Source organism: Mycobacterium sp. (genome assembly GCF_052144515.1).
GTDB lineage: Bacteria > Actinomycetota > Actinomycetes > Mycobacteriales > Mycobacteriaceae > Mycobacterium.
In genome coordinates this window covers 29,486-54,406 of sequence record NZ_JBKQQD010000427.1, presented here as the reverse complement: position 1 = coordinate 54,406, position 24,921 = coordinate 29,486, and the positions used below count along the sequence as shown (strand labels likewise).

Annotated in this window: 28 protein-coding genes and 1 pseudogene; 17 read left to right on the top strand and 12 right to left on the bottom strand. The window is 66.8% G+C overall.

Annotated features, from left to right (window positions below; all coding sequences use genetic code 11):
- Window positions 1–18 precede the first annotated feature (18 nt).
- The 4 genes from rplR to rplO are packed head-to-tail and all read left to right on the top strand — an operon-like array spanning window position 19 to window position 1,718.
- Entirely contained in the window at window positions 19–387 is a 369-nt protein-coding gene (gene rplR / locus ACLP9N_RS28920) for a 50S ribosomal protein L18 (RefSeq protein ID WP_442410618.1), read from the top strand.
- A gap of 28 nt (window positions 388–415) precedes the next feature.
- Window positions 416–1,102 (top strand): 30S ribosomal protein S5, encoded by a 687-nt coding sequence (gene rpsE, locus ACLP9N_RS28915; protein ID WP_442410575.1) that lies wholly within the window; start codon window positions 416–418, stop codon window positions 1,100–1,102.
- Window positions 1,099–1,281 carry a 50S ribosomal protein L30 gene (gene rpmD, locus ACLP9N_RS28910; protein WP_442410574.1) on the top strand — a complete coding sequence of 61 codons (183 nt, stop codon included), beginning with the start codon at window positions 1,099–1,101 and terminating at the stop codon, window positions 1,279–1,281. The genes rpsE and rpmD overlap by 4 nt, the downstream gene beginning before the upstream one ends.
- Complete coding sequence (gene rplO / locus ACLP9N_RS28905) at window positions 1,278–1,718, top strand: 50S ribosomal protein L15 (RefSeq protein WP_442410573.1); 441 nt, start codon at window positions 1,278–1,280, stop codon at window positions 1,716–1,718. The genes rpmD and rplO overlap by 4 nt, the downstream gene beginning before the upstream one ends.
- 15 nt (window positions 1,719–1,733) lie before the next feature.
- On the opposite strand, the gene ACLP9N_RS28900 is transcribed toward rplO, so the two are convergent.
- Window positions 1,734–2,660 carry an LLM class flavin-dependent oxidoreductase gene (locus ACLP9N_RS28900; RefSeq protein ID WP_442410572.1) on the bottom strand — a complete coding sequence of 309 codons (927 nt, stop codon included), beginning with the start codon at window positions 2,658–2,660 and terminating at the stop codon, window positions 1,734–1,736.
- Between the two features lie 39 nt (window positions 2,661–2,699).
- On the opposite strand from ACLP9N_RS28900, the gene sppA reads away from it, so the two are divergent.
- Complete coding sequence (gene sppA, locus ACLP9N_RS28895; RefSeq protein WP_442410571.1) at window positions 2,700–4,487, top strand: signal peptide peptidase SppA; 1,788 nt, start codon at window positions 2,700–2,702, stop codon at window positions 4,485–4,487.
- Between the two features lie 7 nt (window positions 4,488–4,494).
- On the opposite strand, the gene ACLP9N_RS28890 is transcribed toward sppA, so the two are convergent.
- The 3 genes from ACLP9N_RS28890 to ACLP9N_RS28880 are packed head-to-tail and all read right to left on the bottom strand — an operon-like array spanning window position 4,495 to window position 7,347.
- On the bottom strand, window positions 4,495–5,409 hold the full coding sequence (locus ACLP9N_RS28890) for a class I SAM-dependent methyltransferase (protein ID WP_442410570.1): 915 nt from the start codon (window positions 5,407–5,409) through the stop codon (window positions 4,495–4,497).
- 31 nt (window positions 5,410–5,440) lie between these two features.
- Complete coding sequence (locus ACLP9N_RS28885; RefSeq protein WP_442410569.1) at window positions 5,441–6,355, bottom strand: class I SAM-dependent methyltransferase; 915 nt, start codon at window positions 6,353–6,355, stop codon at window positions 5,441–5,443.
- Window positions 6,356–6,366: 11 nt separating this feature from the next.
- Complete coding sequence (locus ACLP9N_RS28880) at window positions 6,367–7,347, bottom strand: class I SAM-dependent methyltransferase (RefSeq protein WP_442410568.1); 981 nt, start codon at window positions 7,345–7,347, stop codon at window positions 6,367–6,369.
- Between the two features lie 106 nt (window positions 7,348–7,453).
- On the opposite strand from ACLP9N_RS28880, the gene ACLP9N_RS28875 reads away from it, so the two are divergent.
- Window positions 7,454–8,251: an SDR family NAD(P)-dependent oxidoreductase gene (locus tag ACLP9N_RS28875; protein ID WP_442410567.1), complete on the top strand. Its 798-nt coding sequence runs from the start codon at window positions 7,454–7,456 to the stop codon at window positions 8,249–8,251.
- Complete coding sequence (locus tag ACLP9N_RS28870) at window positions 8,248–9,480, top strand: zinc-dependent alcohol dehydrogenase (protein WP_442410566.1); 1,233 nt, start codon at window positions 8,248–8,250, stop codon at window positions 9,478–9,480. The genes ACLP9N_RS28875 and ACLP9N_RS28870 overlap by 4 nt, the downstream gene beginning before the upstream one ends.
- Here the strand turns inward: ACLP9N_RS28870 and ACLP9N_RS28865 are convergent.
- On the bottom strand, window positions 9,477–10,118 hold the full coding sequence (locus ACLP9N_RS28865; RefSeq protein WP_442410565.1) for a TetR/AcrR family transcriptional regulator: 642 nt from the start codon (window positions 10,116–10,118) through the stop codon (window positions 9,477–9,479). The two genes, ACLP9N_RS28870 and ACLP9N_RS28865, sit on opposite strands and share 4 nt — an antisense overlap.
- A gap of 39 nt (window positions 10,119–10,157) precedes the next feature.
- On the opposite strand from ACLP9N_RS28865, the gene ACLP9N_RS28860 reads away from it, so the two are divergent.
- Window positions 10,158–11,024 carry an SDR family NAD(P)-dependent oxidoreductase gene (locus tag ACLP9N_RS28860; RefSeq protein WP_442410564.1) on the top strand — a complete coding sequence of 289 codons (867 nt, stop codon included), beginning with the start codon at window positions 10,158–10,160 and terminating at the stop codon, window positions 11,022–11,024.
- A gap of 200 nt (window positions 11,025–11,224) precedes the next feature.
- On the opposite strand, the gene ACLP9N_RS28855 is transcribed toward ACLP9N_RS28860, so the two are convergent.
- The 5 genes from ACLP9N_RS28855 to ACLP9N_RS28835 all read right to left on the bottom strand — a co-directional run bounded on the left by ACLP9N_RS28855 (window position 11,225) and on the right by ACLP9N_RS28835 (window position 15,165).
- Complete coding sequence (locus ACLP9N_RS28855; RefSeq protein WP_442410563.1) at window positions 11,225–11,458, bottom strand: class I SAM-dependent methyltransferase; 234 nt, start codon at window positions 11,456–11,458, stop codon at window positions 11,225–11,227.
- On the bottom strand, window positions 11,439–12,476 hold the full coding sequence (locus ACLP9N_RS28850; protein WP_442410562.1) for an NAD(P)H-dependent amine dehydrogenase family protein: 1,038 nt from the start codon (window positions 12,474–12,476) through the stop codon (window positions 11,439–11,441). The genes ACLP9N_RS28855 and ACLP9N_RS28850 overlap by 20 nt, the downstream gene beginning before the upstream one ends.
- Window positions 12,477–12,596: 120 nt before the next feature.
- Window positions 12,597–13,514, bottom strand: coding sequence for an MBL fold metallo-hydrolase (locus ACLP9N_RS28845; protein WP_442410561.1), 918 nt, complete (start codon window positions 13,512–13,514; stop codon window positions 12,597–12,599).
- On the bottom strand, window positions 13,514–14,179 hold the full coding sequence (locus ACLP9N_RS28840; RefSeq protein ID WP_442410560.1) for an L-fuculose-phosphate aldolase: 666 nt from the start codon (window positions 14,177–14,179) through the stop codon (window positions 13,514–13,516). The genes ACLP9N_RS28845 and ACLP9N_RS28840 overlap by 1 nt, the downstream gene beginning before the upstream one ends.
- Window positions 14,176–15,165, bottom strand: a complete 990-nt coding sequence (locus ACLP9N_RS28835) for an NAD(P)-dependent oxidoreductase (RefSeq protein ID WP_442410559.1) — start codon at window positions 15,163–15,165, stop codon at window positions 14,176–14,178. Before ACLP9N_RS28835 ends, ACLP9N_RS28840 begins: the two co-directional genes overlap by 4 nt.
- 39 nt (window positions 15,166–15,204) lie before the next feature.
- On the opposite strand from ACLP9N_RS28835, the gene ACLP9N_RS28830 reads away from it, so the two are divergent.
- Window positions 15,205–16,548 carry a xylulokinase gene (locus tag ACLP9N_RS28830; protein WP_442410617.1) on the top strand — a complete coding sequence of 448 codons (1,344 nt, stop codon included), beginning with the start codon at window positions 15,205–15,207 and terminating at the stop codon, window positions 16,546–16,548.
- Window positions 16,549–16,582: 34 nt separating this feature from the next.
- Window positions 16,583–17,254 carry a GNAT family N-acetyltransferase gene (locus tag ACLP9N_RS28825; RefSeq protein WP_442410558.1) on the top strand — a complete coding sequence of 224 codons (672 nt, stop codon included), beginning with the start codon at window positions 16,583–16,585 and terminating at the stop codon, window positions 17,252–17,254.
- Here the strand turns inward: ACLP9N_RS28825 and ACLP9N_RS28820 are convergent.
- Window positions 17,251–18,054, bottom strand: coding sequence for an SAM-dependent methyltransferase (locus tag ACLP9N_RS28820; RefSeq protein WP_442410557.1), 804 nt, complete (start codon window positions 18,052–18,054; stop codon window positions 17,251–17,253). The two genes, ACLP9N_RS28825 and ACLP9N_RS28820, sit on opposite strands and share 4 nt — an antisense overlap.
- A 12-nt stretch (window positions 18,055–18,066) precedes the next feature.
- Window positions 18,067–18,996 (bottom strand): class I SAM-dependent methyltransferase, encoded by a 930-nt coding sequence (locus ACLP9N_RS28815; RefSeq protein WP_442410556.1) that lies wholly within the window; start codon window positions 18,994–18,996, stop codon window positions 18,067–18,069.
- 236 nt (window positions 18,997–19,232) lie between these two features.
- Here ACLP9N_RS28815 and secY point away from each other — a divergent pair, with 236 nt between their 5' ends.
- The 7 genes and pseudogenes from secY to ACLP9N_RS28780 all read left to right on the top strand — a co-directional run bounded on the left by secY (window position 19,233) and on the right by ACLP9N_RS28780 (window position 24,909).
- Window positions 19,233–20,558: a preprotein translocase subunit SecY gene (gene secY / locus ACLP9N_RS28810; protein WP_442410555.1), complete on the top strand. Its 1,326-nt coding sequence runs from the start codon at window positions 19,233–19,235 to the stop codon at window positions 20,556–20,558.
- Window positions 20,555–21,100 (top strand): adenylate kinase, encoded by a 546-nt coding sequence (locus tag ACLP9N_RS28805; RefSeq protein ID WP_442410554.1) that lies wholly within the window; start codon window positions 20,555–20,557, stop codon window positions 21,098–21,100. Before secY ends, ACLP9N_RS28805 begins: the two co-directional genes overlap by 4 nt.
- Window positions 21,101–21,106: 6 nt before the next feature.
- On the top strand, window positions 21,107–21,907 hold the full coding sequence (gene map, locus ACLP9N_RS28800) for a type I methionyl aminopeptidase (RefSeq protein WP_442410553.1): 801 nt from the start codon (window positions 21,107–21,109) through the stop codon (window positions 21,905–21,907).
- 61 nt (window positions 21,908–21,968) lie between these two features.
- A complete protein-coding gene (locus ACLP9N_RS28795; protein ID WP_442410616.1) occupies window positions 21,969–22,505 on the top strand; it encodes a sigma-70 family RNA polymerase sigma factor in 537 nt (178 codons plus the stop codon).
- A 55-nt stretch (window positions 22,506–22,560) separates the two neighbouring features.
- Entirely contained in the window at window positions 22,561–23,334 is a 774-nt protein-coding gene (locus tag ACLP9N_RS28790) for an anti-sigma factor family protein (RefSeq protein ID WP_442410552.1), read from the top strand.
- Between the two features lie 48 nt (window positions 23,335–23,382).
- Window positions 23,383–24,154: pseudogene (locus tag ACLP9N_RS28785) on the top strand (thiamine pyrophosphate-binding protein); the annotation flags it as partial.
- A 107-nt stretch (window positions 24,155–24,261) separates the two neighbouring features.
- A complete protein-coding gene (locus tag ACLP9N_RS28780) occupies window positions 24,262–24,909 on the top strand; it encodes an SRPBCC family protein (RefSeq protein ID WP_442410551.1) in 648 nt (215 codons plus the stop codon).
- The last annotated feature ends 12 nt before the right edge of the window (window positions 24,910–24,921 follow it).

Genomic DNA, 24,921 nt, shown 5'->3' with positions numbered 1-24,921 from the left:
AACGCGGCGCGAAAGCCTGTGGGGCAGAGCGTATCCGCGACTCGACGCGTCTCCCGGCTGCGCAGGCACGCACGGCTGCGTAAAAAGGTCGCGGGCACCACGCAGCGCCCACGGCTGGTGGTGAACCGGTCCGCGCGGCACATCCACGTGCAACTGGTCAACGACGAAAATGGCACCACGTTGGCCGCCGCGTCGTCGATTGAGGCCGACGTGCGCGGCGTCGACGGCGACAAGAAAGCCCGCAGCGTGCGAGTCGGCCAATTGATCGCCGAGCGTGCCAAGGCGGCCGGCGTCGACACGGTGGTATTCGACCGTGGCGGCTACAGCTACGGGGGACGGATCGCGGCGCTGGCCGATGCCGCCCGCGAGAACGGATTGAAGTTCTGATGACACGCAATACTGGAAGGACCGCATAATGTCGGAGCAGCCGGGCGGGCCGCAGGTCGACACCCGCGGTGACAGCCGTGACGGGCGCGGTGACAGCCGTGACAGCCGCGATAGCCGTGGCCGCCGCGACAGCGGCCGCAGCCGCGACCGCGACGGTGAGAAGAGCAACTACCTGGAACGGGTCGTCGCGATCAACCGGGTCTCCAAGGTGGTCAAGGGTGGCCGGCGATTCAGCTTCACCGCGTTGGTCATCGTCGGTGACGGCAACGGCATGGTTGGTGTGGGCTACGGCAAGGCCAAGGAAGTCCCGGCCGCGATCGCCAAGGGCGTCGAGGAGGCGCGCAAGGGCTTCTTCCGGGTGCCGCTGATCGGCGGGACCATCACGCACCCGGTGCAGGGTGAGAAAGCCGCCGGCGTCGTGCTGTTGCGTCCGGCCAGCCCGGGTACCGGTGTGATCGCCGGCGGCGCGGCGCGCGCGGTGCTGGAATGCGCTGGGGTACACGACATCCTGTCCAAATCGTTGGGCAGCGACAACGCGATCAACGTGGTGCACGCCACCGTGGCCGCCCTCAAGCTGCTGCAGCGTCCCGAAGAGGTGGCCGCCCGCCGGGGACTGCCGATCGAGGACGTGGCACCGGCCGGGATGCTGAAGGCGCGACGGGAAAGCGAAGCGCTGGCTGCCAGTGCTGCGCGGGAGGGAACGGTACAGCCATGACCCAACTCAAGATCACCCAGGTGCGTAGCACGATTGGCGCACGCTTCAAGCAGCGCGAGAGCCTGCGCACCCTGGGCCTGCGGCGGATTCGCCATTCGGTGATCCGCGATGACAGCCCACAGACCCGCGGACTCATTGCGGTGGTGCGTCACCTCGTCGAGGTGGAGGAGGCCAAGTGACCATCAAGCTGCACGACCTGAAGCCGGCGCCGGGGTCGAAAACTGCTCGCACCCGGGTCGGTCGTGGTGAGGGTTCCAAGGGCAAGACCGCGGGCCGTGGCACCAAGGGCACCGGGGCACGCAAGAACGTGCCGGTGCGGTTCGAGGGCGGGCAGATGCCGATCCACATGCGGCTGCCCAAGCTCAAGGGCTTCCGCAACCGGTTCCGCACCGAATACGAGATCGTCAATGTCGGTGACATCAGCCGGCTGTTCCCCAAGGGCGGCGCCATCGGCGTGGACGATCTGGTGGCCAAGGGAGCCGTTCGCAAGAACTCTCTGGTCAAGGTCCTCGGCAACGGCGAGCTGAGCGTCAAGGTCGACCTGACCGCGCACAAGTTCAGCGGCAGCGCGCGCGAAAAGATCACCGCAGCGGGCGGCTCGGCCACGGAACTTTAGTACCGCTCGCCGCGGCTAACCCAGCTGCGGAATCACCTCTGCAGCAAGGCGTTCCATCTGTTCTCGGTTCTCCGGAACGTCGGCGCCGACAGGATTGAGTAGCAGCATCTCGGCGCCGGCGTCGATCACCTCACGCAGCCCGCGGGCGACGTCGTCGGGTGTGCCGGACACCGGGACCGCATCGATGCCGGGCATCTGTCCGTAGATGCGCTGCAGCCCGGCGAGCACCCGGTCGCGGGCTTTCGCGGCATCGTCGTCAAGCATCAGATAGACCCGCTTGCCGATGGTGAAGTGCGTGGAGTCCTTGCCCTGTTCGGCGAGCTCGCTGCGGACTATCTTGACGGCCCCGGCAAAGGCCTCGGTGGTCGACGAGCCCGCGCCCAAAAACGAGTCACCGTGGCGCACCGCCCTGGCCAGGGCCTTGGGAGCAAGCCCGCCGAACCAGATCGGCGGGTGCGGTCGCTGCACCGGCTTCGGCTGGACGGGAAGGTCATCGACGTCGCGGAACCGGCCGTGGAACGTCACCCTGGGTTCGTCCGACCAGGCCGCCTTCATCAGCTGTAGGCCCTCGGTGAAATAGCTGATGAACGTGTCCTTGTCCACGCCGAAGGCGGCGAACTGGCGGGCCCCGCCGCCCGGTGCGACGCCGACGTCCAGCCGGCCGTGACTGAGCCGGTCGACGGCCGTGATGGCCGAGGCCAACTGCAGCGGCTCATGCAACGACGACACCAGGACGGCGACACCCAGGCGCAGTCGCTCGGTGCAGGCGGCGCAATACGCGAGCAGCTCCAGCGGTGCCAGCAGCGGTGCCTGGCCGATGGTCTGCTCGAGCACCCAACCGCCCTCGAAACCAAGCTCCTCGGCACGCGCAAGATACGCGCGCAGCCCGGCGGCATCGAAGCTATCGGAATCGAATTGGGGGATAGCGATGGAAAACCTCACCCCAGCACCGTACGGCGGCGGATCGGTAGGCTTGCGGACATGTTCGGTTTTCTGCCTTCTGTTCCCGGCGTCTTGAACTTGGGTGAGGACGTGCGCGCCCTGGTCAACCGGGTCGACACCGCCCGCCACCACGGCATACCCAGTGGCTGCGTGCTCGAATTCAACCTGCAATCGGTGCCGCCGGAGACGACGGGCTTTGACCCCCTGGCGTTCGTCACCGGGGGTGGCCGGGCGATGGCCCTGCGCGACGCCGTCGCCGCGATCCACCGTGCCGCCGAGGATCCACGCGTTGCCGGGCTGATTGCCCGCGTGCAGCTTGCGGCGTCGCCGGTGGGCGCGGTTCAAGAACTGCGCGAAGCCATCGCGGCTTTCAGCGCCGTCAAGCCGTCACTGGCCTGGGCAGAAACCTATCCGGGGACGCTGTCCTACTACCTGGCTTCGGCATTCGGTGAAGTCTGGATGCAGCCGTCGGGAAGCGTCGGGCTCATCGGCTTCGCCAGCAGTGCCACCTTCCTGCGCGACGCGCTCGACAAGGCGGGGATCGAAGCCCAGTTCACCGCGCGTGGCGAATACAAGTCGGCGGCAAACCTTTTCACTCAAGCGCGCTTCACCGAGGCCCACCGCGAGGCCGTCACCCGGATGCTGGAAAGCCTGCAGGACCAGGTGTGGCAGGCGGTCGCCGAATCACGCAACATCGACGCGGGTGCGCTCGATGCGCTGGCCGACCGGGCACCGTTATTGCGCAGTGACGCCGTGGAATCCGGTCTGGTGGACCGGATCGGATTCCGTGACGAAGCCTATGCCCGCATTGCGGAACTGGTTGACGTGGAGGATGTTTCCGACCAAGAGGCCGCACCGCGGCTCTACCTGTCGCGCTACGCGGGTGCCGCCCGGTCGCGGCTTGCGCCGCCCGCGCCGTCGATTCCCGGTCGCCGGTCCAAGCCGGCGATCGCCGTGGTCACTCTGGAGGGCGCGATCGTCAACGGGCGTGGCGGGCGGCAATTCCTGCCGCTCGGCTCCTCGAACGCCGGTGCTGACACCATCGCGGCGGCACTGCGGGAGGTTGCCGCCGACGATTCGGTGTCCGCGATCGTACTGCGGGTGGACAGCCCTGGCGGATCGGTCACCGCATCGGAGACCATCTGGCGTGAGGTGAAAAGGGCCCGCGAACGGGGCAAGCCGGTGGTGGCGTCGATGGGTGCGATGGCGGCCTCTGGCGGCTACTACGTCTCGATGGACGCCGACGCGATCGTGGCCAACCCGGGCACGATCACCGGTTCGATCGGCGTGATGAGCGGCAAGCTGGTGGTTCGCGACCTCAAGGAGCGGCTGGGAGTCGGGTCAGATACCGTGCGCACCAACGCCAATGCCGATGTCTGGTCGGTTGACGAGCTGTTCACGCCGGAGCAGCAGGCGGACAGGGAAGCCGAGGCGGACCTGTTCTATGCCGATTTCGTGGAACGCGTCGCCGCAGGCCGCAACCTGAGCGCCGAAGCCGTGGATGCTGTTGCGCGCGGCCGGATCTGGACCGGGGCCGACGCTCTGGAGCGCGGTTTGGTCGACGAGCTCGGTGGATTTCGGACGGCGGTGCGGCGAGCCAAAGTGCTGGCCGGCCTGGACGAGGATGCCGACGTCCGGCTCGTGAGCTACCCGGGCTCGTCGTTGCTGGACCTGGTGCGGCCCCGTGCATCGTCGCAGCCGGCCGCCGCGTCGCTGCCGGATGCGGTGGGCGCGGTGCTGGGCCGCACGGTGTCCGGGATGCTCCGACAGGTTGAGCAGACGCTGAGCGGTGCCAGCGTGCTGTGGCTGGGGCAGTCACAGTTTTAGCCGGCTGTCAGCCGGCAAGTGCGCCGCTGATGAAGATGATTTCGCCCAGTGGGTCGTCGATGTCGGGGGCCGGCACCTCGATGCCGTTGCGTTGGAACAGTTCTGCGCGCGTCACGCCCTCGACGTCCCAGCCCTTGGACCGCAGATAGTCGACGACGTGGTTGCGCTCGCCGGGATAGACCAGCGACGCCATGTCGACGTCCACGCCGTGGTCGCGGAAGGTACCCGCCATCTTTTCGCGCACCTGGTCGGGATCGAAATCGATTATCCCGGGCACGAATTCGGTGGCGATCGTGCTGCCCGGCGCGCTCAGCGCGGTGATGTTGTCGAACAACCGATCCTGGGCGTCCGGGGGCAGGTAGATCAGCAGGCCCTCGGCCAGCCACGCGGTCGGTGCCGTCAGGTCCAGTCCGGCTGCCTTGAGCGCCGCGGGCCAGTCTTGGCGCAGATCGATGGGGATGGTGCGCCGAGTGGTGACCGGTTCGGCGCCGATGCCGGCCAAAGTGGTTGTCTTGAAGTCGATCACCTGCGGTTGATCGAGCTCATAGACCACCGTCCCGGCTGGCCAGGGCAGTCGGTAAGCCCTCGCGTCCAACCCGGACGCGAGGATCACGGCTTGCCGCACGCCGTTGTTGGTGGCGTCGATGAAGTAGTCGTCGAAGTACTTGGTGCGCACCGCCATTCCGTCGGTAATCGCCTGCATCCGTGCAGACGCGTTCTCGATCGTCGAGATGTCGAGCTCACCGTCCATCATCTTGGTGAAGAAATCCAACCCGACCGCGCGCACCAAGGGCTCGGCGAACGGGTCGTTGATCAAACCGCGGGGATCCTTCGTTGCCATCGCGCGCCCGGAGGCGACGAAGGTCGCGGTGGCGCCGACGCTGGACGCCAGATCCCAATCGTCGTCGTCAGTGCGTGGCATGACGCAACCCTAGCCAGGCCCTTATCAGGGGCTATTTGAGGGTCGCTTCGACGTAGCTCATTTCGCCGAACACGCCCGCCATCTCGTCCTCGGGAAATTCGAACCCATTGTGGGCGTACAACTCCCTGGCGGGATGGGGTGTCACCTGCCAGCCGTGGGTGGTCAGGTAGTCGAGGACGATGTTGCGCTCGCCGCGGTAGAACAGGTCGGCCGCGTTGAGGTCGAATCCGAAGCGCTGCCACCGCTCGGAGATGCGCTGGACGCGCTCATCGGAGAATGCGTTCGGGTCGGGGACGTGCTCGGTGGCCAGCCGGCTGCCCGGCGCGCTGAGCGCGGTGATGTTGTCGAACAGTCGGTCTTGCGCCTCGGGCGGCAGGTAGGGCAGCAGGCCTTCGGCGCTCCACGCGGTCGGCTGCGTGACGTCAAAACCGCCGTCGGCCAGTGCCGCGGGCCAGTCGTCGCGCAGGTCGATGCTGATCGTGCGCCGCTCGCAGGTCGGGGCGGCGCCGAGGTCGGCCAGCGTGTTGGTTTTGAACGCGACCACCTGCGGCTGGTCGATCTCGTAGACCACCGTGCCGGCCGGCCACCGCAATCGGTAGGCCCTGGTGTCCAGGCCGGAAGCCAGGATCACCGCCTGCCGCACACCGTCTCTGGTTGCGCCGGTGAAGAAGTCGTCGAAGAACCTGGTGCGCACCGCCATCTGCTCGGTCCTGGCTTTGCGGTTGAATACCGGGTCGTCCTCGAAATCGATCTCGCCGTCGATGATGCGGATGAAAGGATCCAGCCCCACGGCGCGGACCAGCGGATCGGCCAGCGGATCGTCAAGTAGCGCATTGGGTCCCTGCGACGCCACGGCGCGTGATGCCGCGACCATGGTGGCCGTCGCTCCCACGCTGGACGCGGGTCCCCAGGTGTCACCGTCGGTACGTCCCGAATTGGTCGTCATTGGAATGGCTCCTAGTCGTTGTTCTTGTCGAGCGTGCCGCTGACGTAGAGCAGGTCGCCCATGCGGACATCGTCGTCGTCGAAGGGCGGAAGTCCGTTGGCCGCGAAGAGATCCCGCACGCTGCTGGTGGTCAGCTGCCAACCGTGGTCGGCCAGGTAGGGCGCCGCCTCGTTGCGGTCGCCGAAGTAGACCAGGCCGGTCATGTCGAGGTCGAAACCGTGGGCACGCCAGCGCTCGGCGATTCGCTGCATGCGTTCCTTCATCTTCTCCTCGTCGCCGGGTTCGATGTTGCGCGCACTCTCGGTGGCGAACCGGCTGCCCGGCGCGCTGAGCTCGGTGATGGTGTCCAGCAGGCGGTCCTGCGCCTCCGGGGGCAGGTAGCCGAGCAGGCCCTCGGCGCTCCACGCGGTCGGCTGCTCGGGGTCGAATTCGGCGGCGCGCAGCGCGGCCGGCCAGTCGTCGCGCAGATCGATGGCTACCACGCGCCGGTCGGCGGTGGGTGCGGCGCCCAACTTGGCAAGGGTTTGGGTTTTGAATTCGATGACCTGCGGTTGGTCGATCTCGTAGACGACGGTCCCCGCGGGCCAGGTCAGCCGGTAAGCGCGGGAGTCCAGCCCGGACGCCAGGATGACGGCCTGCTTGATGCCCGCCTTGGTCGCGTCCAGGAAGAACTCGTCGAAGAACTTGGTGCGCACTGCCATGTTGTCGGCCATGCGGGACATGGCGCCGGCGGACGCCGCCGCGCCGTCCGGTACGTCCTGAACGTCGTTCGCGTCGTTCAATTCGCTTGGGTCCAATTCCCCGCTGGCCAGCCGGGCGAGCAGGTCCACACCGACCGCGCGCACCAGCGGTTCCGCGAACGGGTCGTTGATCAGCGGTTTGTCGGTGCGGGTAGCCATCGCGCGGGCCGCCGCGACCATGGTCGCGGTCACCCCGACGCTGGACGCCAGGTCCCAGGTGTCTCCCTCGTAGCGAGAGGTGGTGGAAGTCATGCGTTCCCCCTATCAGGCACAGTTACTTAGGCTATTACTTAGATAGTATAACGAGCTTTCGGCCCAAAGGGTTCCCACGGAGCCACACGCAGGGCAATCTAGAGCGATGGCGTACGTGGCGGCCGGGAAACGAATGCTCATCACCGGTGCTTCGTCCGGGTTGGGCGCGGCCCTGGCCAGGCAGCTGGCCAGCCAGGGAGCGGTGGTGGGTCTGATCGCTCGCCGACGCGATCGCCTGGATGAGGTGCTGGCCGACTGCCGGCGGACCTCGCCGGCCTCGGCGATGTGGGCCGCCGACCTGGCCGACACCGCGGCCGTCGGCGAATTGGCGCTGCAAGCCTGGGACGGGCTCGGCGGCGTCGACGTGCTGATCAACAACGCCGCGATCCCGAAACGCCGGGCCGTCACCGAGTTGGTGCCTGACGAGGTCGAGGACGTCATGCGGGTCAACTTTTTCGCCCCGATGCGGCTCACGCTGGCCCTGCTGCCGCGGATGCTCGACCGCGGCTCCGGCATGATCGTCAATGTGTCCAGCGTCGGCGGCCGGCTCGGGATCATCCACGAAACCGCTTACTGCGCAAGCAAGTTCGCGTTGTGCGGCTGGAGCGAGGCGATGGCGGTCGACCTGCACGGCACCGGAGTCACGGTGAAGCTGATCGAACCGGGTCCGGTCGACACCGAGATCTGGGACCAGCCCGGCAGCGAGGAGCCCCTCTACCAGGGGCCCAAGGTGGCGGCCGAGGAAGTGGCCGACGGCATCATCGCGGCCCTGGGCACCGACCGCTTCGAGCACTACGTCCCGGACATGATGGGCCTAAATAAAATAGTTGACGTGAAAAATGCAGACATCGACACGTTCATCGCCGGTGTCGCCGCCCTCAAAACAAGCGAGGCGCCGCGATGAAGGCGCTCGTCTACGGCGTACCGCCGGAGCCCTTCGACGTTCCCCATAACGCGAACCTGCTGACCGAGAATTTGACCCGCACCCCGACGGCGCTGCGCGAGGTGCCCGATCCGCAGCTGTTGCACCAGGATTGGGTGATCACCCGGCCGCGGTTGACCGGCATCTGCGGGTCGGACTCCAAACAGATCCTGATGGACTTCGGCGAGGGCGACGTCGACAACGCGATGGCCGCGTTCTGTTCGTTCCCGCAAGTCATGGGCCACGAGGTGGTGGCCGACGTGGTGGCGGTGGGGCCGAAGGCACGCGGGGTGGAGGTCGGGCAGCGGGTGGTGCTCAACCCGTGGCTGTCGTGCGGGCCGCGCGGCATCGAACCGCCGTGTCCCGCCTGCCAGAAGGGCGACTACAGCCTGTGCTGGAGCTTCGCCGACGGCGACATCAAACCCGGCATCCACACCGGGGTGTCGGCCGACGTGACCGGCGGATACGCCGAGTTGATGCCGGCCCACGACAGCATGCTGTTTGCGGTGCCGGACTCGATTCCCGACGAGATGGCCGTGTTCGCCGACCCGTTCTCGGTGTCCCTGCACGCGATCACCCGCCACCCGCCGCCCCGATCGAGCCGGGTTCTGGTGTACGGGGCCGGCTCGCTGGGGTTGTGCGCGGTCGCGATCCTGCGGGCGCTCTACCCGGACGTGGCCGTGGCCGTCGTGGCGCGCTTCGAGGCCCAGGCGGAGCTGGCCCGCCGATTCGGGGCCACCAAAGTGCTCGCGCACGAACCGCGCCTGGACGTCATCGAAGAGCTGGTCGCCTGGGGCGGCGGCAGGCTGCGCCAGCCGCTGCAGGGGCTGCCGATGGCCTATCCCGGACCGATCGACGTCGTCTACGACACGGTCGGCAAGCCGGAGACGTTCGAGGTCGGGGTGCGGGTCCTCACGTCGCGGGGGACGTTGGTGAAGGCCGGTGTGCACGCGCCCGGCCGGTGGGAGTGGAGCCCGCTGTACTTCAAGGAGATCAGCTGGGTGGGCTCCAACGCGTTCGGGTTCGAGGAGATCGACGGGCAGCGCAAACACGCCATCGCCCACTACCTCGACCTGGTGGCCGACGGCCGGGTGGACCTGCGTCCCATGCTGACTCACACCTTCCCGTTGGACCGGTGGCGCGATGCCTTCCTCGCGATTGCCAACCAGGGCGAGAGCGGGGCCGTGAAGGTTGCCTTAGACCAGCGCTAAGCACTCGTCGGCATGTTGCGCACTCCGTGCATTGCAATACCGATGGCGCGTTCGACTGCGGCGCGCAGTTGTTCGGCGGTGTCGGCGTCTTGCAGGCAAACGAGTGCCGCGGCAATCGCTGCCCCCATGACTGAGCCGATGACGGCGGCAGCGGCCGCCGGGTCGAGCGTGTCCTGGTAGGCGCGCTGCAGCGCCTGGGCAAGTTGAGTTTCGGCCAGAAAGTAGCGGTGCAGGGTGGCCGCTTGGACGGCGGGCACGGACACGATCATGGGCAGCCGCACCGACGCCAGGCCACCGTCGACTTCCTCGGCGAGGGCGTCGGCGAGCATGTGCTGCATCGCTGCCACAAGGACATCGGCCATCTGATCATCGGGCCCGCGCTGCTCGATAATGGCCACCGCGGCGTCGATCCGGTGGGACAGGTGAGGGAAAAGGACCTCATCCTTGCTCGCGAAGTAGTTGAAGAACGTCTTAGTGGAAACCCCTGCGGCGGAGGCGATCTCGGCGACCGTGGTCTGCTCGTAGCCCCTCTCGTCGAAGAGCCGCATGGCAGCGCTGATCAGTTCCTGCCTGGTCTGCTGTCGCTTGCGTTCTCGCAGACCCATCTCGCTGGCCGCTGTTGTCTCCTTCCGCGTCAATTACATCTAATATAATATTACAACGACTGTAAGTAAATCATGGCAGCTTGTCGGAAAGGGCCCGTTATGCAGCGGTTCGAGGACGCGGTGGCGATTGTCACGGGCGGCGGAATGGGTCTGGGCGAGGCGTTGTGTGAGGAGCTCGGACGACGGGGCTCGACGGTCGTGGTCGCCGACATCGACGGCGACGCCGCGCGTCGGGTAGCCGGGCACCTGGAGCAAAGCGGCGGCTCGGCACTTGCGGTGCGTGTCGATGTGGCCAACGAAGCCGAGGTGGCGCAGCTGATTGAGAGCGCGGTGGCCGAATACGGACGCGTCGACTACATGATCAACAACGCAGGCATCGCGATTGGCGGGGACTCTCGTGACCTCTCGATGCAGCAGTGGCGTCGCGTGCTCGATGTCGACCTGCTGGGCGTCGTACATGGGACGGTGCACGCCTACCAGGTCATGGCACGCCAGGGCCATGGGCACATCGTCAACATTTCCTCGCTCAGCGGGCTGGTTCCCCAGCCGGGCAATATCCCCTACTGCACGAGCAAGCACGGGATCGTGGGGCTTTCGCTTTCGCTGCGGGCAGAGGGAGCGGACCTTGGGGTGAAGGTAAGCGCGGCATGTCCGGGCGATATGAAAACGAAGATCTACGACAACATGGTCGTGGTCAATATGCCGCGCGAGCAGGTGGCTACACTAAGTCGGCGCACCCACTATCTAATGCCGCAGATGAGCGCCCAGTCCGCGGCCCGCGCGATCCTGCACGGCGTCGGTCGCAATCGGCCGCTGATCGTTTTTCCCGCTGCGGTGCAAATCATTTGGCATCTGTATCGCTGGTTTCCGAGCCTGTTTTATCGGATCAACATCCATCGCATGAGACTGTTCCGCGGCCTTCGATCCGTACCTGGTTGATTGGGGACGCTTAGGCGGGCGCGCTAGGCCGGCGGGTGGCGCGATAGTAGGTGAGTCTCCAACGCAGCGGTGCCGCTCGGTGGCGACCTCGGCGCAGTCGAAACCCGCCGTACGCAGGACTCGGGGGATCCCGTCGCCGCGGTTGCCGGCCGCGTGCGAGCGCTGCAGGACGAGGCGCGCCGACAGGCCGTCGCGGGCGGTCATGTCGCCGCCCATGTCGACCAGATGCAGCCTGCCGCCGGGTCGCAGGACACGGAAAATCTCTGCCGCGGCAGCGGTTTCGCATCGACGTCCAGGTGGTGAAACATCATCGACGACAGCACCCGGTCGAATTCGCCGTCGGCGTAGGGGAGCCGCTGTGCGTAGCCGCGCTCGAAGCGAATCCCAGGACCGGGCCAGTAGGAACCGCGAAATTCAGACCGCCAGGGCGCCATGGGATCCGGTGATAGGCAAGTCAATCGGAGTGATGACGCCCGGCCGCGCGTCGCAGACGAATGGTATGGAGTTGACCGCAGCGACAGCGGTGCTGGCCATCAACACGGTCATCACGTCCTGTCCGGGTTCGCCGAACCGGATCGTCGCGTCGACGCGGGGTTCGCCTTCAATCACCACACTGAAACCCTCGGGGTCGGTCCACTGCGGGTCGAGCGCGTCGTTGCTCATGGTCCAGCAGATGGCCAGCTCGACCACAGGGCGGCCGTTGCGATAGCCGCGATAGGTGCGGCGCTGGCCCCCGACGGCGCCGGTGGCGTAGTCCACCCAGCCCAGATTCAGATCCCGGGTCAGCACCGCGGGCTCGACGAATGCCTCTTTGGAGTCGAGTTCGGCACCCAGCATGGCGGCGATCATGTCCAGCGTCTCGAAGTAGCCGAGGCCGTATCGTTGCGTCTCCGGATCGATTTGCGTCACCCGCGCACGGGGTGGTTTGCCGAATCCGAGCACCGTCCATACTTCCCGTACGGGGTAGGTGGTGCAGTCCAACGTTTCGACAAGCTTGACGCTGCGGACCCGTGCGCATGCGCCGGTGAGGAAGCCGGCGACGACGTTGATGAAACCCGGCTCGAATCCTGTGCCCAGGAAGGTCGCGCGTCCCTGTCGCGCCGCCTCCTCGAGCGCCGGGAGTTCGGCCGGGTGATGGGTGCCGGTCAGGAAGTCTCCCGTGGTGACCACGTTGATGCCGGAGCGCAGCATCCTGGTCACCAGTTCGTAGTCGATGACGCGCGGCATGTAGTTCACGCAATCCGGTCGAAGCTCGATCAACCCGTCAGCATCACCGGTTGCGGCCACACCGACCGGGGGTCGGTCGGCCAGCACACCCGCGTCGCGGCCCACCTTGTCCGAGCCGAAGGCATGGACGCCCACCACGTCGAAGTCGTCGCGGTCTAGCAGGATGCCGAGCGCTCGCTTGCCGATGTTGCCGGTCGACCACTGGACTACTCGGTACCTCGCCATGCCCAACCGTAACCGTTGACGGCCGGCTTCCGGTCAGCCTGAATCACGCTCCCAGTGCGAACTGAGCGACGCCAGGCGCGGCGCGTCGCGTCGCGAAGTTCGCCGTCGGCACGCGAGTGCTCAGAGTGGCTCGATGTCCAACCAGTGATCGATCTCGAACTGGTCCTCGACGGCGCGGAGAGTTGCACCGCCGCTCCCCGGATAGTGCGCGGGTATCACGGGGGCCTTTGCCTGTGCGGCCTCGGTGAGTACCCGGCGCCGGGTGACTGCGGCAGCGGTGGCATCGATGTCGAAGGCGCACGGGTCGTCGGGTAGACGCAGTTGCAGCGGGCTGTGGGTGAGATCGCCGACGAAGACCGCCGGCTGACCCGCGTCCAGCCACAGCACCGAAGAGCCGGGGGTGTGCCCGGGGGCGGGCCGCAGTCGCAGCGACTGGCTGAGCTGGTAGTCGTCGGACCATTGGACGAGCTGACCGGCTTCGTCGATGGGTAACACGCTGTCCGCGAACACCAACTGGTTACCGCGCTGCTGGGCGGCTTCCTCTTCGGTGCGCGGTGATTGCCGTGCCGCGGGTCCGTCGGGTGCAAAGTGGTGGTAGTCGGCCGCGGGCACCACATATCGGGCGTTGGGAAACGTCGGCACCCAGGCGTCTTTGTCCAGCATGGTGTTCCAGCCGACGTGATCCGAGTGGATGTGGGTATTGATCACGACATCCACCGCGCTCCGGTCGATGCCCGCCGACTGCAGCGCGGCCAGGAACGCGGTGTTCAGGTGGTCTAGGGGTGGCATGTGGGGGCGTTGGCGGTCGTTTCCGACGCCGGTGTCCACGACGACGGTCAGCCCGTCGACCTCGAGGGCCCAGCTTTGAACCGCGATGCGCCACCGATCGGTGTCGGGGTCAAAGAAGTCCGGCACCAGCAGGTCGGCATTGTCGCGCCACCCCGATGGCGGCGTTCGGGGGAAAAACCTGGTCGCTAACTCGAACTGAAACTCCACGATGCGTGCCACGCTGGCGCGACCCAGCCGGACCCGGTTCATCACATGGGGTTGGAGCGCAGGTAGTTGTAGACCATGCCGAAGTTGCGGTTCACTTCCTCGGGAATGGGCACCGGGCCGCCGAGAGCCCTTGCACCCCAAACGATTTGGGCGGTGCGTTCCACCAGCGCGGTGATGTGCATGACCTTGTCGGGGCGGGGCCCGACGGCGACCAGGCCGTGGTTGGCGATCAGGGCGGCGCCGCGGCCTTCCAGGGCCTTGACCGCGTTGGCCCCGACGTCGGGTGTGCCGGACGCCGCGTAGTCGGCGCACCGCACGTCCCCGCCGCAGTAGACCGCGAACTCGTCGATGCACGCCGGAATTGGCTCATGCGCGATCGCGAACATGGTCGCCCACACGGGGTGGCTGTGGATGACGCTGCCGATGTCGTCGAACGCCTGATAGCACGCCAGGTGCAACTTCATTTCCGACGACGGAGAGCGACCGTCCTTGGCTTGCAGCACAACGCCTTCTGGATCGACCAGCACGAGATCGTCGAGCTCCATGTCGGCGTAGTCGACCGACGATGGCGTGATGACGATATTGCCATCGGAGCGCCGCGCCGAGATGTTGCCGGCCGTTCCTTCGACCAGGCCGCGCCGCAGCATGTCCTTGGCCGCCGCCAGCACCGCGGCCTCGGCGTTGTCAACGGATTTCACGGATGTCATGAGGCCAGCACCTCCGGGTTGACGATATGGGCGGGCGTGTTGCCGCTCAGCAGCGCTTCCAGATCGTCGGCGACCATCTGTGCCTGCCGAGCCTCAGTGTTCCACGTGGCCCCGCCGATGTGGGGCGTCAGGACGACATTGGGCATGCCCACCAGCGGGTGATCGGTCGGCAGCCATTCGCCGGCGAAGTGGTCCAGGCCGGCGGCGGCCACCTTGCCGGCGCGCAGCGCATCGACGAGCGCGTCGGTGTCGTGCAGCTGGGCCCGGGCGGTGTTGAGGAAGACGACGCCGTCTCGCATGCCCGAGAACTGCTCGGCGCCGATCATCCCGACGGTGTCGTCGGTGACCGGTGCGTGCAGTGAAACGATGTCAGCCTCGCCCAGCAGCTCGTCGAGGCTGTGCAGGGCTTCGTCGTTGTACGGGTCGTAAGCGATGACCCGCAGGCCCAGCCCGGACAGCCGCCACCGCAACGCCCGGCCGACGGCGCCGAGGCCCACCAGCCCCGCCGTGCGCCCGGCGATCTCCCAGCCACGGAACCGCTGATACGGAATGATGCCGTCGCGGAAGATGTCGCCGCTGCGGACATCCGCGTCCGAGGTCACCAGGTGACGGGTGGCAGCCAGCAGCAGGGCGACCGCCATCTCGGCGACCGCGTCGGCATTGCGCGCCGGTGTGTTCAGCACCGGGATGCCGGCGGCGGTGGCCGCCGCGATGTCGACGTTGTTGGGGTCTCCGCGGGTGGACGCAATAGCTCTCAGAGCGCGCGCACCCAGCTCGAAGACCGGGCCGGCGACCGAGTCGCTTTCCACCACAACGACATCGGCGGATTCGGCGGCGATCCGCTCGGCCAGCTGCTCGGCGCTGTAGATCCGCAGCGGGGTCTGATCAATCCAAGGGTCGTACACCACATCGGCCAGCTCTTTAAGCTTGTCGAATCCCGGTCCACGCAGCGGGGCGGTCACCAGGGCACGCGGTCTTGACGTCACGAATGCCAATGCTGGCGTACGGTGACGCCCGTGTCACGCTTGAATGTCCCGGACGTCACAATCGGCATCGACATCGGTACCACCGCGGTCAAAGCGGTAGCCGCTGACGAGAACGGTCAGGTGACCGCGCGGGTGCGGATCCCGCACCGGCTGAGGGTGCCGGCGCCCGACCTGCTCGAGCACGACGCCGACGAGGCGTGGCGGCGGGGTCCGCTGGCGGCACTGGACCAGCTCAGCGTTCCGGACGCGCGGGCGGTGGCTGTTGCGGCGATGGTGCCGTCGTTGACCGCGGTCGATGCTGCCGGCCGGCCGATCACCCCGGGATTGCTGTACGGCGACGCCAGGGGCCGCGCGCCGGGCGCCGATAACCAGCTGCTGCCGGCGCTGGGCGAGGCTGCCGAGTTTCTGCGCTGGACGGCCGCCGAAGCGCCCGGCGCGGCCGGATACTGGCCCGCGCCTGCGGTCGCCAACCACGCCCTGGCGGGCGAGGCGGTGATCGACGTCGCGACCGCCGCCACCGCGTTCCCGTTGTTCGACGGGACCGGCTGGAACCCGACGGCCTGCGCCGACTGCGGCGCCACCGCCGAGCAGATGCCGCGGGTGGAGACGATCGGAACGGCGGCCGGGCAGGTGCATGGGGCCGGCCCCGTGTTAGGGATCGGTGCTATCGACGCCATCTGCGAGCAGATCCTGGCCGGCGCCGATCGCGAAGGCGAGGTGCTGGTGATGTGTGGCACCACGCTGATCGTGTGGACCATTGTCGCCGAGGCCCGGCAGGTGCCCGGCCTGTGGACCATCCCGCACACCTCCGCCGGCAAGAGCCAGATCGGCGGCGCCAGCAATGCCGGCGGGCTGTTCCTGGGCTGGGTGGATCGCTTGGTGGCACCCGGTGATGCCGAGAAAGCCGATCCCCGGCGGGTGCCGGTGTGGTCGCCGTATATCCGCGGCGAGCGCACCCCGTTCCACGATCCGGATCGCCGCGCCGTGCTCGATGCTCTCGATCTCACTCAGGACGCCGCCTCGGTGCGGCGGGCCGCCTACGAGGCCTCCGGCTTCGTCGTTCGTCAGCTCATCGAACTGAGCGGAGCGCCGGTGTCGCGCATCGTGGCCACCGGTGGCGGCACCCGGATCCAGCCGTGGATGCAGGCCATCGCCGACGTGACTGGCCGGCCGGTGGAGGTGTCCGCGGTGGCTGAGGGCGCGGCGCTGGGCGCGGCGTTCCTGAGCCGCATGGCGGCCGGTCTGGAATCGTCGATGAGCGATGCCGCGCGCTGGGCCTCCACCGAGCGCATCGTCGATCCCGATCCGGCGTGGGCGGATGCGCTGGAGGACCGGTACCGACGGTTCCTGGAGCTGGGCGCCCGGCCGTCTCGTCTCATCTGACGCGGTGACCGGTGTGTCGTTCTAGTCTTGTCTAATGACCGACCACGACCGCACAGCTGTCCGCCGAGAGATCACCGACGCGCTGCTGAAAGCTCTCGAACGCCGACATGAGGTGGCCGACGCCGTGGTCGAGTCCAAGAACAAAGCGGCGGCGGTCGAGGCGATCGTGACGCTGCTGGACACATCCCACGTTGCCGCCGAAGCGGTGATGGGCATGTCGTTCGACCTTTTCACGATGGACGCGCGCAAGAAGATCCTCGCCGAGCTCGACGACCTGAACAAACAGCTCAGCTTCACCCTCGGAGAGCGCCCGGCGAGTTCGGGTGAGAGCTTGGAGCTTCGGCCCTTCTCCGCCGCCGAGGACCGCGACCTCTTCGCGACGCGCACCGCGGAAATCGGGGAGGCCGGCGATGGATCCCGCAGCCCGGCAGGCAGCATCGACGACGAGATCCGGGCCGCGCTCAAGCGTGTCTATGAGGAAGAGGCCGTGTGGTTCGTCGCCGAGTCGTGCGGCGAGAAGGTCGGAATGGTGTTCGGCGAGCTCGTCGGTGGCGAGGTGAACGTGCGGATCTGGATCCACCCCGAACAACGCAAGAAGGGTTACGGCACCGCCGCGCTGCGCGCGTCGCGGTCGGAGATGGCCGGGTTCTTTCCCGCCGTGCCGATGGTCGTCCGGGCGCCGGGCGCCGAGCCCCCCAAGGGCTAAGCCAGCGCCGCGGACACGTACCTGATATCGCCGAACGCGACCATGGATGGCTGGTCGGGAAACTGGAATCCGTTCTCGGCGTAAAGCTCTGGTGTACTGCGCGCGGTCACGTGCCAACCGCGATCCGACAGGTAGGACACGACGTCGTTGCGCTTGCCGTCGTAGACCAAGTCGGACCAGTTGAGATTCAAGCCGAGGCGCCGCCAGCGCTCGCTGATATCGCGACCCCGTTTCTCCAGACGGTTGCGGATGTCCGGTACATAGCCGGTCCCCAGTCTGCTGCCGGGGGCGCTCAGCGCGGTGATGTTGTCGAACAACCGGTCTTGGGCGTCCGGCGGCAGATACGCCAGTAGCCCTTCGGCGCTCCAGGCCGTCGGTCGGGTCGGGTCAAACCCGTTGTCGCGCAATGCGGCCGGCCAGTCATCGCGCAGGTCGACGCCCACCGCCCTGTGCTCGACGGCCGGGGTTGCGCCCAGCCCGGCCAGGGTGCTGGTCTTGAACTCGATCACCCGGGGTTGGTCTACCTCATAGACCACACTTGCGTCCGGCCACGCCAGGACCGGGTGCGCACCGCCATCCTCGGCCACCTCGATTTCGCCGTTCATAATCCGGATGAAGGCATCGACCCCGACGGCTCTGACTAGTGGCTCGGCGAAGGGATCGTCGATCAGGGGGTTCGGGCCCTTGGAGGCCAGCGCCCGCCGAGCGGCCACCGCGGTGGCGGTGGCCCCCACGCTCGACGCCAAATCCCAAGTGTCGCCGTCAGATCGCTTGGTGTCCCTGTTGGAGGCGTCAGTCATCGTGCCCGATGCCTATGGGCGCGTAGCGGTGAGGCTGACGATGTTGCGGAGCTGGGATGTGTCGTCGTCGGGGAACACGCGGCCGTAATCGGCGAACAAGTCTCGCCGCGGACGGGTGCTCACCTGCCAGCCTCGATCCTTCAGGTATTCGACGACGTTGCTGCGCTCGCCGTCGAAGAAAAGCCCCGAGAGGTCGATGTCACAGCCCAGTTTGGCCCACCGCTGATTGAATTGCGCCGCGCGTTCGCTCATCGTCCGGCCGGAATCGTCGCCGTGGTACTCGGTGGCCAGCCTGCTTCCGGGTGCGGACAGCGCGGTGATGCTTTCGAAGAGCCGGTCCTGCGCATCGGGCGGAAGGTACATCAGCAGGCCCTCTGCGCTCCAGGCGGTTGGTTTCGTGTCGTCAAATCCGCTGCGGCGCAAGGCGGCCGGCCAGTCGTCCCGCAGATCGACGCTGACCGTTCGCCGGTCGGCGGCCGGGGCGGCGCTCAGCGCCGACATCATGGCGCTCTTGAACTCGATGACCTTGGGTTGGTCGACTTCATACACGACACTGCCGCTCGGCCACGACAATCGATACGGCCGAGCGTCGAGGCCGGCGGCCAGAATCACCGCTTGGCGCACACCGTCGCGCGCGGCGTTCAGGAAGAAGTCGTCGAAGAAGCGGGTGCGGACCGCGATCGAATCGGTCTCGAGCTGCAAGTCCCGTTCGGCCTGAACTGCTTGGTCGTGGGTCTGGGACGCTGGTGGGGTTTGGACGTCGCCGTCGACCAGGCGGACGAAGAAGTTGAGGCCGACCGCGCGCACCAACGGCGCCGCGAACGGGTCGTCGATGATCGGGTTGGGCTCCGCGCTGGCCAGGGCGCGCGCCGCGGCGACCATCGTGGCAGTGGCGCCGACGCTCGAGGCCAGGTCCCAGGTGTCCTGCTCAGTGCGTGTCATGGCGCTCCTGTGTGAGCCTTCGAGATGCCGGTTTCGATATTTAGCGAATATAAAGAGTCATCTGAAACTGTACGCCATTTTCGGGGGGCTCCCCGGCGGCCCGCAAAGGACCTGCGCACGCCAGCTGTTAGTCTCGTACACGGTTTGTACGCGCACGGTCTAACAGGGCCGTATTGCTGCCTGCGGGTATTGGGCGCGTGACGCAGGATCGACCCCCGGCTGCGCAGGAGGAACGAGTGCTTTCGGCTTTCATCTCATCGTTGCGGACAGTCGACCTGAGACGGAAGATCCTCTTCACCCTGGGCATCCTCGTCCTCTATCGCGTCGGCGCCGCGCTGCCGTCCCCCGGCGTCAACTACAAGAACGTGCAGCAGTGCATCAAAGAGGCCACCGGCGGCGAAGCCGGACAGATCTACTCGCTGATCAACCTGTTTTCCGGCGGTGCGCTACTGAAGCTGACGGTGTTCGCGGTGGGCGTGATGCCTTACATCACCGCCAGCATCATCGTGCAGCTGCTCACGGTGGTCATTCCGCGCTTTGAGGAACTGCGGAAGGAAGGCCAGGCTGGGCAGGCGAAGATGACGCAGTACACCCGCTATCTGGCGATCGCGCTGGCCATCCTGCAAGCCACCAGCATCGTGGCGCTGGCGGCCAACGGCGGGCTGCTCCAGGGTTGCCAACAAGACATCATCGCCGACCAGAGCATCTTCACCCTGGTCGTCATCGTGTTGGTGATGACGGCCGGCGCGGCGCTGGTGATGTGGATGGGAGAGCTGATCACCGAACGCGGTATCGGCAACGGGATGTCGCTGCTGATCTTCGTCGGTATCGCCGCCCGCATTCCGTCGGAAGGCAAACAGATCCTGGACAGCCGTGGCGGGGTGATCTTCGCCGCCGTGTGCGTGGCCGCGCTGATCATCATCGTCGGCGTGGTGTTCGTCGAGCAGGGCCAGCGCCGCATCCCGGTGCAATACGCCAAGCGCATGGTGGGCCGGCGCATGTACGGCGGAACGTCGACGTATCTGCCGCTGAAGGTCAACCAGGCCGGCGTTATCCCGGTCATCTTCGCGTCCTCGCTGATCTACATTCCGCATTTGATCACCCAGCTGGTCCGCAGCGGAACAGGTGGTGTGGGCAATAGCTGGTGGGACAAATTTGTCGGGACCTACCTGTCCGACCCGAGCGACCCGGTGTACATCAGCATCTACTTCGGGCTCATCATCTTCTTCACCTACTTCTACGTGTCGGTGACCTTCAACCCGGACGAACGTGCCGACGAGATGAAGAAGTTCGGCGGCTTCATTCCGGGCATTCGGCCCGGCAAGCCGACCGCTGACTATCTGCGCTATGTGCTGAGCCGGATTACCCTGCCGGGCTCGATTTATCTGGGCGTGATCGCGGTGCTACCCAATCTGTTCCTTCAGATCGGCGCCTCCGGCGGAGTCCAGAACTTGCCGTTCGGCGGTACAGCGGTTCTGATCATGATTGGCGTCGGTTTGGATACGGTCAAACAAATCGAGAGTCAGCTCATGCAGCGCAACTACGAAGGGTTCCTCAAGTGAAAATTGTTTTGCTTGGACCGCCGGGGGCGGGCAAGGGGACGCAGGCCGAGAAGCTTGCCGAGAAACTTGGGATCCCGCAAATCTCCACCGGAGAGCTGTTCCGCCAGAACATCGGCGACGGCACGAAGCTCGGCCTGGAGGCTAAACGCTATCTGGACGCCGGTGACCTGGTACCGGCCGAGCTGACCAATCAGCTCGTCGACGACCGGCTGGACCATGCCGACGCGGCCAACGGTTTCATCCTGGACGGGTATCCACGCTCGGTCGCGCAGGCCAAGGCGTTGCACGAGATGCTCGAACGTCGGGGAACCGACATCGACGCGGTAGTGGAGTTTCGGGTGTCGGAGGACGAGTTGTTCGAACGCCTTAAAGCGCGTGGCCGCGCCGACGACACCGAAGACGTCATCCGCAACCGGATGAACGTCTACCGGGATGAGACCGCGCCGTTGCTGGAGTACTACAGCGGACAGCTGAAGACGGTCGACGCCGTCGGCAGCGTGGACGAAGTGTTCGCCCGCGCGCTGCACGCGTTGGGGAAATAATCGGCTATGCGCGCTCTGGCACGGCTCCGAGGTCGCAGGGTCGTGCCACAGCGCACTGCAAGTGAACTCGACGCGATGGCCGCGGCCGGCGCCGTGGTCGCTACCGCGCTGCAGGCCGTCTATGCGGCCGCGGGCCCTGGGGTGTCGACCCTGAGCCTCGATGAGATCGCCGAGTCGGTGATCCGGGAAGCCGGCGCTATCCCGTCGTTCCTGGGCTATCACGGCTACCCGGCGTCGATCTGCGCCTCGGTCAACGACAGGGTGGTGCATGGCATCCCGTCCGCCGCGGAGACCCTTTCACCTGGTGACCTGGTGTCCATCGACTGCGGCGCGGTGCTGGATGGCTGGCACGGTGACGCGGCGGTCAGCTTCGGCATCGGGACCCTCGACCCGGCCGACGAAGCGCTCTCGGATGCCACCAGGGAATCGCTGGAAGCCGGAATCGCCGCGATGGTCGTGGGCAACCGGTTGACCGACGTGGCGCACGCGATCGAACGGGGTACCCGCGCGGCCGAGGCCCGCCATGGACGTGCGTTTGGGATCGTGCAGGGATACGGGGGCCACGGCATCGGCCGTCACATGCACATGGACCCCTTCCTGCCCAACGAGGGCGCCCCCGGGCGCGGCCCGCTGCTGGCCCCCGGTTCGGTACTGGCCATTGAACCGATGCTGACGCTCGGCACCGGCAAAACGGTGGTGCTCGACGACGAATGGACGGTCACCACCGCCGACGGGTCACGTGCCGCACACTGGGAACACACCGTCGCGGTGACCGAGGACGGGCCCCGCATCCTGACCGTGGTGTAGGCGTTGAACTAAACGCCTACTCTAACTCGTGTCAGTGGGCGGAGGTGATCGAGTGGCTCGTGTGGCCAGCACTCGTGGGGCGTCCGGGGCTGCTGAAGCCGCTCTGATGAAGGCGCTCTACGACGAGCATGCCGCGGTTTTGTGGCGCTATGCGCTCCGGTTGACGGGCGACGCCAGCCAGGCCGAGGACGTCGTCCAGGAGACGCTGTTGCGGGCCTGGCAGCATCCGGAGGTGATCGGCGACACCGAGCGATCGGCGCGGGCGTGGCTGTTCACCGTCGCTCGCAACATGATCATCGACGACCGGCGCAGCGCACGGCACCGCAATGTCGTTGGTTCCCTCGACGAGGAGGGCGCGCCCGAGCAGTCCACGCCCGACGAGGTGAACGCCGCGCTGGACCGGCTGCTGATCGCGGACGCGATGGCGCAACTGTCCGCCGAGCACCGGGCCGTGATCGAGCGGTCCTACTACCGCGGATGGACCACAGCGCAGATTGCCGCAGACCTACAGATCGCCGAGGGAACAGTGAAGTCGCGACTACACTATGCCGTGCGGGCATTGCGACTCACTCTGCAGGAACTTGGGGTTACCCGATGACAGCGCAGCCCATCCAGCTGGTCATCGGCTCCGAATACTTGAAGGGTGACAGGAGATGAAAGACATGAGGACGCCATTACGGGGATTGGGCCCGCCCGGTGATTACACAGAGGTCCTGACGATGGATGAGAACGACCGCTACGCGACGTGGGACGCCGCGTACGTGTTGGGATCCCTGTCTGCGTCCGACCGCCGGGAATTCGAGGCACACATGGCCACCTGCGCGGGATGCCGGGAGGCCGTCGGCGAACTCAGCGGTGTGCCGGCGCTGCTGTCGCGGCTCGACCGGGAGGATGTCGCCGCGATTGATGGATCCGAGGCCGCTGCGGGGACTGAATCTGCGACGCCCAAGATGTCGCCGGAGTTGTTGCCGTCGTTGCTGGCAACGGTGCGCTGGCGCCGCCGCCGTACCCGCGTGGCGACCTGGGCGGCCTCGGCGGCCGCGGCCGCGGTGCTGGGCGTCGGTGTGTTCGTCGGCGTCGAGAGCCAATCCTCGCCGGCCGCGCAGCAGGTGACCGCGTCCGCGGAGCCTATGTCACAAGTCGGGACGAACCTGCTGACCTCGACGGTGTCGGTGTCCAGCCAGCACTGGGGGACGTTCATCAACCTGAAATGCGTCTGCCTGGCTCCGCTGACTGCGCACCATGACACGTTGGCGATGGTCGTCGTGGGACGCGACGGCAGTCAAACCCGGCTGGCGACCTGGGTGGCCGATCCCGGCCACACCGCGACGCCCGCCGGCAGCATTTCGACTCCGGTCAACCAGATCGCCGCCGTGCAAGTCGTTTCCGCTGACACCGGCCAGATTCTGCTGCAGCGATCGCTGTAAATTCGCGCCGGCGGTGAACCCAAGCCGCTCGCCCGTCGTGTTAACTGCATGCCAAGAAAGCACCGGGTGGTCGACCACATCGTCGAACACCTCGCGGCAATCGGAATCGACCACATCTTCGGAGTGGACGGCGCCAACATCGAGGACCTGTACGACGCGGCCCACTTCCACCCCGGAATCACCGCGGTGCTGGCCAAGCACGAGTTCTCCGCCGCAACGATGGCCGACGGGTACAGCCGCAGCGGTGCGGGATTGGGATCCGGACTAGGAGTCATGGCCGCGACTTCGGGTGGCGGCGCGCTCAATCTCGTCGCCGGCCTGGGGGAAGCGCTGGCCAGCCGTGTTCCGGTGCTGGCTCTGGTCGGCCAAACCCCCACCCCGATGGACGGGTTGGGCAGCTTTCAGGACACCAGCGGCCGCAACGGATCGCTGGATGCCGAGGCGGTGTTTTCCGCGGTGTCGCTGTCCTGCGAGCGGGTGCTCAACCCGGCCGACATAGTAACCGCACTGCCCCGGGCGATCGCTGCGGCGCGCACCGGCGGCCCGGAAGTTCTGTTGCTGCCCAAGGACATTCAGCAGGGCTACGCTGAGATCCCGGATATCCGGGCCCCACGCAAGGGACATCCCGGCGGCGAACTGCGGCCTATCGGCAACCCGCATGCGATCACCGCAGTGCTGCGCAACGCCAACGGTCCGGTCACCATCATCGCGGGCGAGCAGGTGGTCCGGGACAACGCCCGGGCCGAGGCTCGAAGCACTGCGCGGGGTGTTGCGCGCGCGGGTGGCTACCGTCCCGGACGCCAAAGATACTTGGTCAGCGTGGAATGCGCCGCCGACGGAATCCCGCCGTTCGCCCCCTTTCTCACTGGAACGCTGGCCAAACAACTGCCGCACCGCAGATTCCAACCGCAAAGGAGAACCGGACCGATGTCGCTGCCAGCGCTTGAGGATATCCCCAGCCAAATCGACGGGGTGACTCGCATCGAAACCTACCCCCGCGAAAAGGCCACCCCGATCATCATGGAGCAGATGCGGTCGGTCTACCCGCACGACCAGGTCTTCGGGGAGTACTGCACCGTCAACGATTACGTCGACTGCCCACCCGACGAGTTGTTCGAGTACATGGCCGACACCCGCAGCCTCGAGGAGTGGACCTACAGTCTGCGCGGTTTCACGCCGACCGACGAACCGGGCCTGTGGCTGGCCTATGACCGACTCGGTTCGGAGACCGAGATCTACACCCGCACCATCGTCAACGAGCAGGCCCGCACCGTCGACTACCACTGCGCATGGGACCAGGGCAAGCACCTGTGGATGGTCTACCTGATGCGCGTCATCGACGCCCAGGTAGTCCTCGACAAGCCCGGTTCGGTTGTGCTGTGGACCAATTGCCATCACCCGTTCTACGCCAACAACCCGTATCCGGAGACGGCACCGGCCGAGCGCCCCGTGTGGGTCGGCGATTTCTGGGACATGTTCGGGGCCGGCCACATGCTGGAAATGAAGAACCTCAAGGCGATCGCCGAGTACCGCCATCACAATGGCCTGCCGGTGACGCCCGACTGGATGCGCTGAGGGAAAGGCGAG